The sequence below is a fragment of the Curtobacterium sp. UCD-KPL2560 genome (genome assembly GCF_001705035.1).
Classification (GTDB): domain Bacteria; phylum Actinomycetota; class Actinomycetes; order Actinomycetales; family Microbacteriaceae; genus Curtobacterium.
The window spans coordinates 1-14,946 of sequence record NZ_MCIG01000074.1 but is presented as its reverse complement, the minus strand read 5'-3'; the positions used below and the strand labels follow the sequence as shown (position 1 = coordinate 14,946).

The 14,946-nt window shown below is 74.4% G+C and carries 13 protein-coding genes; 5 read left to right on the top strand and 8 right to left on the bottom strand.

From position 1 onward, the window contains the following. Positions 1 to 3: 3 nt before the first annotated feature. The 5 genes from BEP24_RS13750 to BEP24_RS13730 all read right to left on the bottom strand — a co-directional run bounded on the left by BEP24_RS13750 (position 4) and on the right by BEP24_RS13730 (position 4,635). Complete coding sequence (locus BEP24_RS13750) at positions 4 to 1,017, bottom strand: LacI family DNA-binding transcriptional regulator (RefSeq protein WP_065964339.1); 1,014 nt, start codon at positions 1,015 to 1,017, stop codon at positions 4 to 6. A 15-nt stretch (positions 1,018 to 1,032) separates the two neighbouring features. Continuing rightward, a complete protein-coding gene (locus tag BEP24_RS17855) occupies positions 1,033 to 1,365 on the bottom strand; it encodes a hypothetical protein (protein ID WP_065964338.1) in 333 nt (110 codons plus the stop codon). Between the two features lie 5 nt (positions 1,366 to 1,370). Continuing rightward, on the bottom strand, positions 1,371 to 2,282 hold the full coding sequence (locus tag BEP24_RS13740) for a carbohydrate ABC transporter permease (protein WP_065964337.1): 912 nt from the start codon (positions 2,280 to 2,282) through the stop codon (positions 1,371 to 1,373). Next, a complete protein-coding gene (locus tag BEP24_RS13735; RefSeq protein ID WP_253181698.1) occupies positions 2,279 to 3,196 on the bottom strand; it encodes a sugar ABC transporter permease in 918 nt (305 codons plus the stop codon). Before BEP24_RS13735 ends, BEP24_RS13740 begins: the two co-directional genes overlap by 4 nt. A gap of 215 nt (positions 3,197 to 3,411) precedes the next feature. After that, on the bottom strand, positions 3,412 to 4,635 hold the full coding sequence (locus tag BEP24_RS13730; protein ID WP_253181697.1) for an ABC transporter substrate-binding protein: 1,224 nt from the start codon (positions 4,633 to 4,635) through the stop codon (positions 3,412 to 3,414). 465 nt (positions 4,636 to 5,100) lie between these two features. On the opposite strand from BEP24_RS13730, the gene BEP24_RS13725 reads away from it, so the two are divergent. Next, positions 5,101 to 6,426, top strand: a complete 1,326-nt coding sequence (locus tag BEP24_RS13725; protein ID WP_065964333.1) for a glycosyltransferase — start codon at positions 5,101 to 5,103, stop codon at positions 6,424 to 6,426. Positions 6,427 to 6,718: 292 nt separating this feature from the next. On the opposite strand, the gene BEP24_RS13720 is transcribed toward BEP24_RS13725, so the two are convergent. Next, positions 6,719 to 8,107 carry a glycosyltransferase gene (locus BEP24_RS13720; protein ID WP_065964331.1) on the bottom strand — a complete coding sequence of 463 codons (1,389 nt, stop codon included), beginning with the start codon at positions 8,105 to 8,107 and terminating at the stop codon, positions 6,719 to 6,721. Positions 8,108 to 8,267: 160 nt separating this feature from the next. Here BEP24_RS13720 and BEP24_RS13715 point away from each other — a divergent pair, with 160 nt between their 5' ends. The 4 genes from BEP24_RS13715 to BEP24_RS13695 all read left to right on the top strand — a co-directional run bounded on the left by BEP24_RS13715 (position 8,268) and on the right by BEP24_RS13695 (position 12,593). Further along, positions 8,268 to 8,519, top strand: coding sequence for a hypothetical protein (locus BEP24_RS13715; protein ID WP_065964328.1), 252 nt, complete (start codon positions 8,268 to 8,270; stop codon positions 8,517 to 8,519). A gap of 161 nt (positions 8,520 to 8,680) precedes the next feature. Continuing rightward, entirely contained in the window at positions 8,681 to 9,640 is a 960-nt protein-coding gene (locus BEP24_RS13710; protein ID WP_065964326.1) for a beta-1,6-N-acetylglucosaminyltransferase, read from the top strand. Then, positions 9,637 to 11,271 carry an oligosaccharide flippase family protein gene (locus BEP24_RS13705; protein ID WP_083230373.1) on the top strand — a complete coding sequence of 545 codons (1,635 nt, stop codon included), beginning with the start codon at positions 9,637 to 9,639 and terminating at the stop codon, positions 11,269 to 11,271. The genes BEP24_RS13710 and BEP24_RS13705 overlap by 4 nt, the downstream gene beginning before the upstream one ends. Then, complete coding sequence (locus tag BEP24_RS13695) at positions 11,268 to 12,593, top strand: glycosyltransferase family 4 protein (protein WP_071248920.1); 1,326 nt, start codon at positions 11,268 to 11,270, stop codon at positions 12,591 to 12,593. Before BEP24_RS13705 ends, BEP24_RS13695 begins: the two co-directional genes overlap by 4 nt. Positions 12,594 to 12,659: 66 nt before the next feature. Here the strand turns inward: BEP24_RS13695 and BEP24_RS13690 are convergent, their stop codons facing one another. Continuing rightward, positions 12,660 to 13,652, bottom strand: a complete 993-nt coding sequence (locus BEP24_RS13690; RefSeq protein ID WP_065964321.1) for a glycoside hydrolase family 16 protein — start codon at positions 13,650 to 13,652, stop codon at positions 12,660 to 12,662. Then, a partial coding sequence (locus BEP24_RS17690) for a hypothetical protein (protein WP_216093144.1) occupies positions 13,649 to 14,946 on the bottom strand: 1,298 nt, incomplete at its 5' end. The genes BEP24_RS13690 and BEP24_RS17690, both read right to left, overlap by 4 nt.

Below are 14,946 nucleotides of genomic sequence, written 5' to 3'. Positions count from 1 at the left end.
CCCCTACGCCCGCGGCGCCCCCGTCGACGTCCGCACCACCAGCTCCGTCGGCGCCGCGGGCAACGGCCCCGCCGACGCCCCGTCGACCTCGGCGAGCACGACCCGCGCGGCCGCCCGCCCCTGGGCCTCGGGGTCCTGCGCGACCGTCGTCAGCCCGACGACCGCGCCGTACTCGTGCCCGTCGATCCCCATCACCGAGACGTCCCCGGGGACCGACAGCCCTGCGCGGGAGGCCGCGAGCAGCACCCCGAGCGCCACCTCGTCCGATGCGCAGAACACCGCGGTCGGTCGGTCCCCCGGTGTCCGCCCGAGCAGGTGCTCCCCCGCGGCGGCCCCGCCGGCGAACGAGAACCGGCCGTCGAGCAGCCGGTCCGCACGGACGTCGAGCCCCCGCCTGCGCATGGCGTCCGCGAAGCCGTCCCGCCGCAGGTACGGCACGGCGACGTTCATGCCGTCCTCGTCCTGCCCGCCCAGGTAGGCGATCTCCCGGTGCCCGAGTTCCGCCAGGTGCGCGACCGCGGTGTCGGTCACCGCGAGGTCGTCCACCCCGACGTTCCGCAGGCCCGGCGCCGGCCCGCCGATGACGACGATGGGGTGGTCGCTGAGCTCGAGCTCGGCCCGCTCGGTCTCGTCGAGCACGAGCGACAGGAGCACGAGCCCGTCCACCCGGTGCCGGAGCATCGACCGTCGGAACGCCCGGTCGCGGTCACCGCCGGGCCCGCCGAGGTTGTAGAGCACCAGGTCGTACCCGGCCTGCCGCAGCTCGGCGTCGACCCCGCGGAGCGCCCGGACGTAGAACCACCGGTCGATCACCGGGACGACGACGCCGACCGCCCGCTGGCGTCCGGTCGCGAGCCCGGCCGCCGCCGAGCTCGGCACGTAGCCGAGCTCGTCGGCGACCCGTCGGACCTCGCCGATGGTCGCGTCCGCCACGGTCGGCAACCCGCGCAGTGCGCGGGACACCGTCGACTTCGACAGTCCGGTCCGGCTCGCGATCTCCTGGATCCCGCTGGGCATCGGTCGGGAGGCCCGTCAGCCGTCGCCGCCGTGCGTCGCGTCCGCGACGTGGCCGGTCCCGGCACCGCCGTGCGTCGCCTCCGCGACGTGGCCGGTCCCGGCACCGCCGTGCGTCGCCTCCGCGACGTGGCCGGTCCCGGCACCGCGGCGGAGCACCGTCCGCCGCCACCGGTCGAGCCCGACCACCGCGAGGACGCACACGAGCAGCACCATCGCCCACCCGAGCGCCGGGCGTCCGGTCACCTCGCAGAACACCGTCACGCCGAGGAACAGCACGCCGAACGCACCGACGAAGCCGATCGCCTCCTCGATCCGGGCGGTGGGCCGCTGCGGCCCGCGCTGTGCCACCGGCCTCAGCCCTTCACGCCGCCGGCGGTGAGGCCGGCCACGATCCGCCGCTGGAACACGAGCACCAGGACGACGAGCGGGATCGTGACGATCGTACCCGCCGCCATCACGGCGGTGTACGGCTCCTGGTGCGGCTGCGACCCGGCGAACGACGCGATCGCGACCGTGACCGGCTGGGTGGCGTCGCTCGAGAGCTGGGACGAGATGAGGTACTCGTTCCAGGACGAGATGAACGCCAGGATCGCGGTGGTGAACACGGCGGGTGCGGCCAGCGGCAGGATGATCCGCCGGAACGCCTGCACCCGGGTGCACCCGTCGATGCGTGCCGCCTCCTCGAGGTCCCACGGCATCTCGCGGAAGAAGCTCGCGAGTGTGTAGACGGTGAGGGGCAGCACGAACGAGATGCTCGGCAGGATGAGCGCCTGGTACGTGCCCATCCAGCCGATGTCCGTGAAGAGCTGGAACAGCGGCGAGATGAGCGCGACACCGGGGAACATCGACGCGGCCAGGATCGCGCCGGCGATCACCGACTTGCCCCGGAACTCGAGGCGGGCCAGGGCGTAGGCGGCGCTCGTGCCGACGAGCAGCGCGATGACCGTCACGACGCCGCCGATGAGCAGGCTGTTCGCCAGGGCACGGCCGAGGTGGTTGCCGAGCGCGGTCGAGAACGCCGTCGTGTAGTTGTCGAGCGTGACGTGGGTCGGCCAGGGCGTCGCGTCGAAGGTGAAGCCGACGTCCCGGAAGCTCGTGACGACCATCCAGTAGAACGGCAGCAGGCACCACACCGCGATGACGACGGCCTGGATGCCGGTGCGGAGCCGCTGCCCGGTGTGCCGCTGGACGCGGACCCGGGGGCGGTCGGTCGCACGGTCGCGCGAACGCGCCGTCGACCGGGGTCGGTCTGCTGCGAGCGTCACTTGAGCTCACCCTTCTGCTGGGCGGCCTGCGTCTGCACCACGTTGGCGCCGAGGAACCGCACGAAGACGAACGCGACGACGAAGATCACCAGGAACGTGATCGTGGAGAGGGCCGACGCGGAGTTGAAGCCCTGCCGGATCTGGTCGACGACCAGGATCGACAGCGTGGTGGTCGCGTTGCCGGACCCACCGCCGCCGCCGGTGAGGATCGCGGGCAGGTCGTACATGCGCAGCGCGTCGAGCACGCGGAACAGCACGGCGACCATGAGCGCGGGCTTGATGAGCGGGAGCGTGATGTTCACGAAGCGCTGCACGGTCGACGCGCCGTCCATCTTGCCGGCCTCGTAGACCTCCTCCGGGATGAGCTGCAGCCCGGCGAGGATGAGCAGCGCCATGAACGGCGTCGTCTTCCAGGTGTCCGCGATGATGATCGCCCACCGGGACGCCCACTCGCTCGAGGTCCAGAGGACCTGCTGCCCGATCACGTGGTTGAGCACGCCGTTCGCGTCGAAGATGAAGTACCAGAGCTTCGCGGTGACGGCGGTCGGGATGGCCCACGGCACGAGGATCGCGGCGCGGACGAGGGCGCGTCCCCGGAAGTTGCGGTTCATGATGATCGCCATCCACACGCCGATGACGGTCTCCAGGGCGACGGTCACGACCGTGAAGAAGAACGTGTTCCCCATCGACACCCAGAACTGGGCGCCGAGGTTGCCGGGCGGGCAGGCGGTCTCACCGCACCGCTGGCCGAGCCAGTGCACGTAGTTCGCGACGCCCGCGAAGCCGCCCTGGACGAAAAGACCGGTGGCCTTGTCGAGCCCGGCGTCGAGCTGGAACGACTGGATCACGGCGCTGACGACCGGGTAGCCGATGACGATCGCGAGGAGCGCGATCGTCGGCCCGATCAGGTACACGGCCCAGCGGCCGTGCTCGGCGTTGAGCCCGCCCTTCCGCCGCCGCGGCGGCTCGGTCCCCCGTGGGTTCGGGATCGCTGCGGGGATCTCGGTTGCTGCTGACACTTCGACGGCCTCCTTGCCGGGTGTCTGGACGCAGGTGGTGGCGGACGGGAGGCACGGTGCACGCTGGCACCGTGCCTCCCGTCCGACGCGGCGACAGCCGCGTCCCGGCGCTAGTTGCTGCCGTCGGTGGCGGTCTTCAACGCCGCCTGCATGTCCTTGACCGCTTCGTCGACGCTCTTCGATCCCTTGAGCGCGGCGTAGCTGTTGTCCTGGATCGCCTTGGTGACGGCCGGGTAGAACGGCGTCACCGGGCGCGGCTCGGCCGACTCGATCGACTTGAGCAGCGTCGGCAGGTAGGGCAGCTTGCTGGTCAGCTCCTCGTCGGTGTACAGGTCACCGACGACCGGGGCGAGCGAGCCCTGCGTCGCGAAGAACTTCTGCGTCTCGTCCGACTCCAGGAACTCGAGGAAGTCGTGCGCGGTCGCCTTGTGCTTCGAGTACACGCTGATCGCCGCGTTGTGTCCGCCGAGCGTCGAGGCACCCGTGCCGTCCTTGCCCGGGATCGGGGCGACGCCGAAGGTGTCCTTCACCGTGCTCGACCCGTCGGTCTTGGCGAGGTTGTAGACGTACGGCCAGTTGCGCAGGAACAGCAGCTTGCCGTCCTCGAACGCCTGGCGGCCCTGCTCCTCCTGGTAGGTGATCGCCTCGGCCGGGATGTTGCCGTCCTTGAACGCGTCGACGAGGTTCTGCAGGCCGGCCTTCGCGTCGCTGGTGTCGACGTCGGGCTTGCCGCTCTTGTCGAGCACCGAGCCGCCCGAGCCGTTGATCGCCTCGGAGGCGTTCACGGTCAGGCCCTCGTACTTCGCGAACTGGCCGGCGTAGCAGCCGATGCCCTTCTCCTTCGCGATCGAGCAGTCCTGCATCATCTCGGCCCAGGTGGTCGGGGGCGTCGGCACGAGGTCCTTGCGGTAGTACAGGAGTGCGCCGTCGGAGGTCTGCGGGGCGGCGTAGAGCGTGTCGTTGTACGTCGCGGTCTTCACCGTCGACGGCAGGAGCTTCGACGTGTCGATCTTCATCTTGCCGGTGAGCGGCGTGAGCCAGCCCTTCGCGGCGAACTCGGCGGTCCAGACGACGTCGACGTCGACCACGTCGTAGTTCTCGTCCTTGGCCTGGAAGTGCTGCACGAGGTCGTCGTGCTGCTGGTCGGCCTGGTCGGACTGCTCCTTGAAGGTCACCTTCTCGTCCGGGTGGGCGGCGTTCCACTTCTCGATCAGCGGGCGCACGACGTTCGAGTTGTCCTTGCCCTGCACGTACGTGATCGGTCCGCGGCTGTCCTGACCGTTCGAGGCGTCGCCCGATCCGGACGATCCGCCCGCCGAGCAGCCGGTGAGCACGAGGCCGACGGCGGCGAGCCCGGCGACGGAGGCCAGGCGCACCCTGGCGCGAGTGTTGGTCACAGCGTTGTCTCCTCATCGAGATCACCAGACGGCGCCGATCGGGGACCCGACGACGCTGCCTGGAGCAGGCCACGCTGCCTGCTGGTGGAGGAAGCTACGCCCGTCGTCGGGCGGAGCGCAACCGGTTGCATCGGATTCGTGACCGGGCCGTGACCTCCGCCCGCCGGTCGGTTTCCCCTGGTGAGCGCTCACTTCGGCCGGTCGTCCCGGTCGCGGGACCCGGTCGCCGGTCCGGTCCGCCGGTCCGGTTCGCCGGTCCGGTTCGCCGGGCCCGGTCGCCGGGCCCGGTCGCCGGGCCAGGTCGCCGGTCCCGCTGCGGGGGTCTGCGGGGTTCCGCACGATCCCCGCCACGGGAGCACACGGGCGTTGTCCGCGGTGCACCGTGCTCGTAGCGTCCGTGCCATGGCCCTGCTCACCCCTGTGTCCGTCCCCGGCCCGCGCCGTGTCGTCAGCGTCGACCTCGACGCTCCGCTCCCGGAGCTCGTCGCGGGTGCGGACGGTTCCTCGGCGCTCGTCGTCGGGTACCGCGACGGGCACCCGGTGACCACGCTCGAGGTCCTGCTCACCGACGACCCGGCCGACGCCGAGCGTGCCCTCGCGCCGCTCCGCGCCGTGGGCAGCCCCGTGGGTGCCGACGACGCCCCCGTCCCGGACGACCAGCTGCCGATGATCTCGATCGTGGTGTCGACCGTCGTCGCCCGCGTCGAGGACCTCGGCAAGCTGCTCGACGTGCTCGAGCACCTCGACTACCCGCGGCACGAGGTCGTCCTCGTCGACAACCGCGTGCGGCTGCCCGAGGTCGACGAGCTCCCCGGGCTGCTCGCCGGGCGGGACGTCCGACTCGTCGTCGAGCGCCGCCCCGGCTGCTCGGCCGGTCGCAACGCCGGCGTCGCGGCCGCGCGTGGCGAGGTCATCGCGTTCACCGACGACGACGTCCGGGTCGACCCGCAGTGGCTCCGGATGATCGGGTCGCGGTACGTCCGCGAGCCCGAGCTCGACGCGGTGACCGGCATGATCCTCCCGGTCGAGCTCGAGACCCCCGCGCAGATCTGGTACGAGGCGTACTACGGCGGCTTCAGCGGCGAGCGCACCTTCGAGCCCGTGACGATCGTCCCCGACGACGTCCCCGGTGCGATGCGCAACGCCCGGGTCTCCGCGGTGGCCCCCGACGGCACGGTGCGCAAGCACTTCGCGGTGTACGGCATCGGCGGGTACGGGGCCGGTGCGAACTGGTCGGTCCGGCGCTCGTCGTTCGACGCGGTCGGCGGCTTCGACAACACGCTCGGCGCCGGGGTCCCGGCCCGCGGCGGCGAGGACCTGGCGATCTTCATCGACCTGCTGTGGGGCGGCGGGCGCATCGGCTTCGAGCCGAAGGCCGTCGTGCACCACCGCCACCGTCGTGACCTCGACGGGCTGCACCACCAGCTGCACTCGAACGGCGTCGGGTTCACCGCGCTCATGTGCGCGCTCGTGGCGAAGGACCGCCGGCACCTCGTCGCGCTGGCCCGCCTGATGCCCGTCGCCGTGAAGATCAAGGGCAAGCAGCTCGTGTCCCGGCTGGCGGGGAAGCGCGACGCGGCGCCGGAGACACTCACCGAGGCGTCGACCACGCGCATCCCGCGCTCCCTGGCGTTCCACGAGTTCCGTGGCTTCCCGGCCGGGCCCGCGGCGTACCTGCGCAGCCGGCGCTTCTGGCGCGACGTCGAGCAGGGTCGCTTCCGCCCGTAGTCGGCGGGGTCGCTCGGGCCGGGACTGGTCCGCGCGGTCCGGGGCGGCGCGTGTGCGACACCCCCGCTGTCGCACGACGGCCACGATGTCGCACGCGCGGGCACGGCCGGGCCGCGCCGCCCGCGAGCGACACCTCCGCTGTCGGACGACGACCACGATGTCGCACGCGCGGGCACGGCCCGGCGGTGCCGCCCGCGAGCGACACCTCCGCTGTCGCACGACGACCACGATGTCGCACGGCCCCGTGCCGGCCCGACCCGGACCCCGAGCCACCGCGCCCGGGCCGCGCCCCTCAGCGCCGCGCGCGAGCTCGCGACACGAGGTACCGCCACGGCCCACCGAGCGCCGCGACGAGCTCGACGCGCTGCAGCCCCGCGGCCGCGGCGCGGAAGTCGTCGTCCACCGGCCACGCCGCGATCGCCGCGACCGCCGCCGTCACCTGGTCCGCACCGGCACCACCGGCACTGCCGGAACCACCGGCACCACCGGCACCACCGGAACCACCGGCACCACCGGCACCACCGCCACGGTTCCCCTGCCCGAGCGCCCCGAGCTGCCGCAGCGCCCCGACCGCCCGCCGGAGCACCGCCACCGCGGTCCGCGGCCGGAGCACGAGCTTCGCGACCCAGGCACCGAGCCCGGTCCCGTACCCGAGCGCCTGCGCACGCAGGGCCTCGCGGTCGGAACGGTGCCGGTGCCAGACGACGGCGGACGGCTCGACGGCGAGCGCCCCGCCCGAGAACAGCACGCGGGTGAACAGGTCCGGGTCCTCCCCCGCGCGGGTCGGGGTACCGGGGCCGAGCGCGACGTCGAACCCGCCGAGGGCGAGCCCGGCGTCCCGGCGGATCGACATGTTCGCGCCGGTGCCGAACGCCCCGACCGAGAACGGGAACAGCGGCAGGTCGGCCGGCGGGCTCGCGGTGCGGAACACCCGGCGGTCGGTGTTGCGCGCCCAGGTGACGCGCTCGTCGAAGTAGCGCTGCGCCGGCGTCCGGAGCTCGCCGCTCGGCACGAGGCCGGTCACGCAGACGACGTCGGCGTCGCGGGCGTAGGCCGCGGCGAGCGCCGACGCCCAGTCGCGGTCGACGACCACGTCGTCGTCGACGAAGGCGACCACCTCGCCGGTGGCGAGGGCGAGACCGGCGTTCCGTGCGCGCGAGACGCCGGGTCGGGCCTCCAGGACGTACCGGACCCGAGGATCACCGACGGCCGCCACGACGTCGCGGGTCGCGGTCGAGCTGGGCGCGTTGTCGACGACGAGGACCTCGAGGTCGTCGTACGCCGAGGCGAGGACCGAGCGCACGCACCGGCGGACGTCCTCCGGACGGTCGCGGGTGCCGATGACGACCGACACGCGTCCGACGGGCGTGCCCGTCGGGGCGGCCGGGAGGCCCGTGGCACGCACCGCGCGCAGGGCCGGTCCCAGCTCGGCCGGGTCCAGGTCCCCGTCCGCGTCGACCGCGACGTCGACGAAGCCGGCGACCTCGAGCCCGTCTCGCACGAGGAGGCGCGCACGACGGAACCCCGCCGCGCCGGCGAGCGCGACGGCGTCGGCGGCGAGCGCCTCGGCCCGGTCGACCGCACCCACCCAGGCGGCACCCGACCAGGTCGGTCCGTCCGGCGACGGCATCGCGGGCGCGAGCGTGAGCACGCGGGTGGAGGTCGCACTGGTGTCGGTCATGGTCCGATGCTCCGATCGGCGCCGGCGGGGGTCAACGCGGCCTCCGGGTGGTTGCGGCGACGGCCGCGCGTCTTGCGGTTTGCCGCCAGTGCGCGGCGTGTCGACCAGTAGGCTCGGCGTCGATGACCCGACGACCGCGCGTCGGGCACGAGGAGGACGCATGTCGGACGCCCCCTGGACCGGGAACGAGTCCGCTGCGACCAGTGGCGGCGCCCCCTCGTCCGGACCCGAAGCCCCCGCGCTGACCGACCGCGGGGGCGACCGCTGGGCCGACCTCGCGACCGACGGGACGGTGCTCGTCCTCGACGCGTCGACGTGCGTCTGCGGCCACGCCGAGGACGCCCACGAGCACTACCGCCCCGGCACCGACTGCGCGCTCTGCGACTGCCCGAAGTTCCGCCGGGCACGCTGAGCCGGCGCCGTCCGGTCGCGCTGGTCCGGGACGACGCCCCGCACCGCGCGGGCACCACGGGAACCGCCGGTCAGACGCCCGACTGCGGGAAACCGCCGCTTCCCCGCAGTCGGTCCGGCACGGGGCTGTGGGCCACCACGGCCCCGGGTTAGCGTCCCGCCATGGCCATCTCCCCCGCGGTCCCCGCGTGCATCGTCCTCGCCCACGAGGACCCGGAGCACGTGCGTCGCCTCGTCGAGACGCTCGACCCGTTCCCGGTGTTCCTGCACGTCGACGCACGCACCCCGGAGTCGGTGCACCGCGCGATGGTCGACGGCCTGCCGGAACGCGTCCGGCTGCTGCCACGGATCCGCACCGGGTGGGCGCGTTGGGAGAACGTCGCCGCCGAGGTCGCCGGCTACCGTGCTGCCCTCGCCACCACCGACGCCACGCACGTCGCGGTCCTCACCGGCAGCGACTACTTGCTCGCACACCCGAGCGAGATCAGCGCGCACCTCGGGGCACACCGCGAGGAGTCCTTCGTCGCGTCGTTCCCGCTCCCCTACGACCGCTGGGGTCGCGACGGCGGCTTCGCCCGGCTGCGGTACCCGCACTGGGCCTGGCGGAAGCACATGCTCCGCGTCCCGCTCCCCCGTCGCCTGCCCCGAGGCGTCACCCTCACCGGCGGCTCCCAGCTCAAGGTCCTCGCCCGTCGCCACGCGGCCGCCGTGGTCGACACCGTGGACCGCCGCCCCGACCTCGTCCGGTTCTGGCGACGGAGCTGGATCGCCGACGAGACCTTCGTGCCGTCGGTCCTGCACACCCCGTCGTTGACGCCCGGCTTCGCCGAGGAGCACGTGCCGGAGTCGCTCTGGTGGATCGGCTGGGACGGTGCGGCACGCAAGAGCCCGCCGTGGCTGACGCTGCCCGACGCCGGCCGCCTGTTCGAGCGCCGCGCGACCCCGGACGCCACGACGCCGAACCTGTTCGCGCGCAAGTTCTCGACCGAGCGGAGCGGTGAGCTGCTCGACCTGATCGACGGCGCCTTCGGGTTGCGGGAGCCGCGTGCGGCACCGCACGCCGTGGCCGCTGCCGGCACGCCGGTCGCCGGGTCCGTCGCGGCGGACGGGGCCGCCTCGTGACGCTGCCCCAGACCCGACGCGAGGCCCGCGCGGCCGAGGGACGGGTCCGCCCGTCCTCGTCCGGTCCGCTCGCCCCCGCCACGGGCGGCACGGACGACGGCCGGGAGGCGCTGGTCACCCCCGCCACGGCCGTCGCCACCGATCCCGCCGACGGCCGGGAGGCGTCGGTCACCCCCGCCACGTCGGCCGCGTCCGACGCGGCGCCCGGCACGGGCAGCAGCGCGGTCGCGAAGGGGTCGAACGCACTGTTCGGCCGCGGCCTGCTGTACGTCGTCGTGTGGTCGATGCAGCTCGTCGTTTCGTCGCTCATCTCGCCCGTGCTGGCGCACCTCATGCCGCCCGCCGAGTTCGGCCTGCTCGCCTCGGCCATCGCGCTGTTCCAGGCCTTCGTCGTGCTGTCCGTGGCCGGTCTCGACCAGGCGGCGGTCCTGCAACGTGCGGAGGACGGCGGCGACGACCGTCGTGCCCGCGGGCTGCTCGTCGTCGGCATCACGACCGCGGTGGTCGTCACCGGGACCGCCCTCGTCACGATCCCGTCGTGGGCCGACGCCGCCGGGTTCGTCGGCGCCCACCCGCTGCTCCTCGTCGCGGTCCTGTGGGTCGCCCCGGCCGCGATCGTCCAGCTCTCGCTGTCCCTGCTCGTCGCGCAGGACCGGATCCGGGTCTTCGCCGTCACGAGCCTGCTGTCCTCCGTCGGCGGTTCGATCATCGGTCTCGGCCTGCTCGTCTGGGTCAGCGCCGACGCGACCACCTACGCGTGGGGCGGCGTCGTCGCGCAGGGCGTCGCGATGGTGATCGGCATCGCGGCGACGCGGCCGCGCATCGCCGGGCTGTTCGACCGCCGCACCACCGCGCGCGCGTTCCGACTCGGGATCCCGGTCGCCCTCGGCAACCTGTCGTACTTCGTGCTCAACGCCGGGGACCGGGTCGTCGTGCAGCGGCTGCTCGGCCCGGACGAGGTCGCCCGCTACCAGATCGCCTACGTCGTCGGCTCCGCGGTGATCCTCCTCCTGACCTTCACGAACCAGGCCTGGGCACCGCACTTCGCCGCCCTCCGCGACCGCGCCGCACGCCGACGCCTCGCGGTGCACGCCCGTGACGAGCTCTACGCGATGCTCGCACCGGTGCTGCTCGCGGTGACGCTCGTGTCGCCGGTCGCCCTGCCGGTCCTGGCACCGGCGTCGTACCGGGTGCAGGACCTCAGCGTCGTCGTCTTCGTCGTCGCGTTGACCGCGCTCCCGGTCGTCGCCAGTGGAGCGACCGGTCGGCTGCTCCTCGTCGAGCGCAAGGGCGTCGCGGTCGGCGTGATCGCGGCCGGCGCGGGCGTGCTGAACATCGGCGCGAACCTCGTCCTCGTGCCGCTGCTCGGCATCGTCGGGGCCGGGCTCGCGACCGTCGTCGCCTACACGCTCCTGGCGGTCGCGCAGCTGCTCGTGCTGCCGGACCGCCGCGAGTGGGTCGGTCCGCGCGCGCGGGTGGTGCTGCCGCTGGTCGGTGCACTCGCCGTCGCCGGGGCCTCCCTGCTGCTCCCCCAGGACACCCTGTGGAACGTCGTCCGCGTGGTCGGTGTCGTCGCGTGCCTGCCGTGGTTCCTCCGTCGCCTCACGACCGCACGTGGAGGTGCATCGTGACCCACCGCCCGTCCCCGGCGCGCTCCGCCTCCCCGGGCTCGTCCCCGGCGGCCTCCGCCTCCCCGGGCTCGTCCCCAGCGGCCTCCGCCGCCCCGGGTCCGTCCCCGGCGGCACCGGGACGGGCGCTGCGCATCGGCGGGCTCGTCAGCGGGCTCGCGCTCACCGGCGGCCTCGAACGGTGCGTGCTCGAGGACACCCGTGCGCTCGTCGCCGCGGGCCACACGGTCGAGCTCTGGCACCGCGACAGCACCGCGGCCCGCGCCGGTGAGGGCCGCGCGGCCTACGACGGCCTCGGGGTCCGGCTCCTGGAGGCGACCGACCCGCGCTTCGGCATCAGGACGGCGCTGCGCGACACGCTGCGCTTCGCCCGCGAGGGGCTCCGGCTCCGTCGCGCCGGGTACGACGTGCTGTGGCTGAACCGGCCCGAGTACCTGCCCTACGGCCGTGTCGTGTCCGCCGTGTCCGGGATCCCCCTCGCGGTGCACCTGCACCACGCCCCGAACTACGGACGGCTCGGTCCGATCGCCGGCGGCCGGTCGCGGTTCCTCGCGGTCTCGCACGCGATGGCGCGGGCGTGGGCCGCCGCCGGGACGCCCGTCGACAAGATCACGGTGGTCCCGAACGGCGTCGACACCGACGCCTTCCCACCCGCGACCGCCGAGCAGGCGGCTGCCGCCCGACGCACGCTCGGCATCGACACCGACCGACCCGTCGTCCTGTACTACGGGCGGCTCAGCCGGTCGAAGGGTGTCGTCGCACTGCTCGAGGCCTGGCAGCTCGTGCTCGCCGACGCCGCACGGCGGTCGGCGGCGGCCCCGGTGGCCGCGGGCTCCGGTCCGGCGGCGCACGACGCCGCCGTCCCCGCGTCGTCGGTGCCCCTGCTCGTCCTCGCCGGGGCGCTCTACCCCGAGGAGCGCGGTCCGGTCGGCCGCGCCGTCGACGCCCTGCCCGCGGGCAGCGTGCTCGTCCTCCCCGAGCGGGACGACGTCCTGCCGCTCCTGCACGCAGCCGACCTCGTCGTCGCGCCGTCGATCGAGCCCGAGGGGTTCGGCCGCACGGTCGTCGAGGCGATGTCCGCCGGCGTCCCCGCGGTCGCCGCGGCATCCGGTGGCACGGCGGAGGTCCTCGCCGACGAGTGGGAGCGGTTCACGGTCGACCCGACCGACACGGCCGCCCTCGCCCGGACCGTCACCGCGGCCCTCGACGAGGCCACCACCGACCCGACCCTGCCGGCACGGTGCCGGGCGTGGGTCCGGGAACGGTACGACCGGGCGCCGCACGAGCGCGCACTGCTCGACGCCCTCGTGACGCACGCGCGCTGAGGCCCACGGCCGAGTCGCGGCTCGGCCGCCGACGGCTCGGCCGCCGACGGCTCGGCCGCCGACGGCTCAGTCGCCGACGGCGCCCGCACCCGGCATGGTCGCCCGCGGCGTCCGCCCCGGGGCCGGCACGTCGATCGTCATCCAGTCGACCAGCAGCGACCCCGCGGCCTCGCGCGGCGGCACCCCGCCGTTCGACCCGGCCTGCACGACGAGGTGCATGCGTGCGGTGGGGATGTCCTCCGTGGTGCTGCCCACGACGCGCCCGTCCACCAGGAACGACATCCGCTCGGGGGTCCACTCGATCGTGTAGGTGTGCCAGTCCGCGAGCGACGCCTCGGTCTGGTGGTGGATGCACTTCTCCGCGGGGTCGGCGAGGCAGTGCACGTTGAGGAACGCGGGCGTCCCGAGGTCGCCCTCGGGGAAGTCGATCTCGCCGTCGGCCCAGACGTTCTCGTCACTCCAGAGCAGCACCGCGACCCCGTAGCCGTCGACGTGGTCGCTCCGCATCCGGATGCTGTACCGTCCGGCGGTCTGGCCGCCCCACCGACCGTCGACGAGCGGGACGATGCCGCCGGCCAGGGGCGTGCCGGCCGCGGTGGTCCGCAGCCGGACGTCGAGCACGCCGTCTCGCGCGGTGAGCGCCGAGGCGGAGTACCGGCCCGTCCCCGCGGTGTCCGCGAAGCCGTGGTACACCGAGAACCGCTCGCCGTACCGGGACTCGAACGCGCCGGTCGCGGTGGGTGTGGCGAAGTCCTCGGAGAACACCCGCCGCCAGTCTCCGCCGTCGGCCGCGGGCATCGCCTCGCCGCTCGGGTCGGCCGCGGTCCCGCCGCCGGTCGTCGCCGCGACGACCGATCCGGCGGCGACGACGAGCGCCCCCGCGGCGAGCGCCAGCCGTCGTGCGCCGCGTCGGCGTCCGCGTCCGTGCCGGGTCGACCCCGCTCCGTGGGCGACGGGAGCACGGTCGCCGTCGACGCGTGCCCCGGCCGGTCCTGGTGTCGGGGGCGGCGGGAGTTCGACGTCGCCCGTCGCGGCCCCGGTGTCGGTCCGGTCGCTCACGACGCCGCCCAGGCGCGGAACTCGGCGAGCCCGGCGTTCTCCGTGCCGGCGGCGACCCGGTCCACCGTGAACCGCACCCACGTCACCGACCGCGGGGTGAACTCGACGGTGGCGGGCGCCCCGTCGTCCGGCAGTGCGTCGACCGCGACGCTCGTGCCGTCCGAGAACGTCAGGGTGCCGCCGGTCACCCGGTCGACGGTGTTCGGACGGTCGTGCAGCACGATCCGTCGCAGGGTGACCGGGCTGGTCCAGTCGAGGCGCAGCCACGTGCCGGTCCCGCCGCCCGGCGCGACCCACTCCGCGTCGGCGCGGTCCGGCCACCCGGACACGACGCCGTCGACCGCCTTCGCGACGGTCTGGCCGTCGGCCGGGTTGTCGGACGACGCGGTCGGCGCGGCGGCCGCCGTGACGTCACGCGGTGTCGAGGACGGCGGTGTCGACCCCGTCCCGGTGCCGGTGCCGGTGCCGGTGGGGACGGTCCAGGCTCGGAGCTCGGCGAGGCCGGTGTTCTTCGTGGTGCCGCTCACGCCCGTGACCGTGAAGCGCATCCAGGTGACCTGGCGCGCGGCGAACGCGACGCTCGTCACGGTGCCGTCGTCCGGCAGGGCGGGGACCGCGACGCTCGAGCCGTCCGAGAACGTGAGGGTCCCGCCGGTGACACGGTCGTCGGTGTTCGGACGGTCCGCCAGGTCGACGGACTGCAGGGCGACGCCGGACGGCCAGTCGTCCTGCACCCAGGTGCCGACGCCACCGCCCGGTGCCGCCCACTCGGCGGAGGGGTCGGCGGGCCACCCGGACACGACGCCGTCGGCCGTCTTCGCGGCGGTCTGTCGGTCGGCCGGGTTGTCGGCGCTCGCGGTCACGACGGCCGTGCGGGCGGCGTTCACCGACGGGGTCGACGGCGTCGGCTCGGTGGCGGTGGTGGTCGCGGCGAGGGCTCGGAGCTCGGCCAGGCCGGTGTTCTTCGTGGTCGCGCTCACCGCGGTGATCGTGAAGCGCACCCAGGTCACCTGGCGGGAGGTGAAGCTGACGCGCTGCACCGTGCCGCCGTTCGGCAGGGACGGGACCGCCACGCTCGACCCGTCGGAGAACGTCAGCGTCCCGGCGGTGACCTGGTCGTCGGTGTTCGGACGGTCCGCGAGCTCGACCGCCTGCAGGGCGACGCCCGCGGCAGCTGTGCCACCCGTGCCACCGGCAGCGGTCCCCGCGGCCCCGGCACCGCCAGCGGTCCCCGCGGCTCCGGCAGCGCCAGCCGCCCCCGCGGGCCAGTCGAGCTGGATCCACGTCCCCGCTC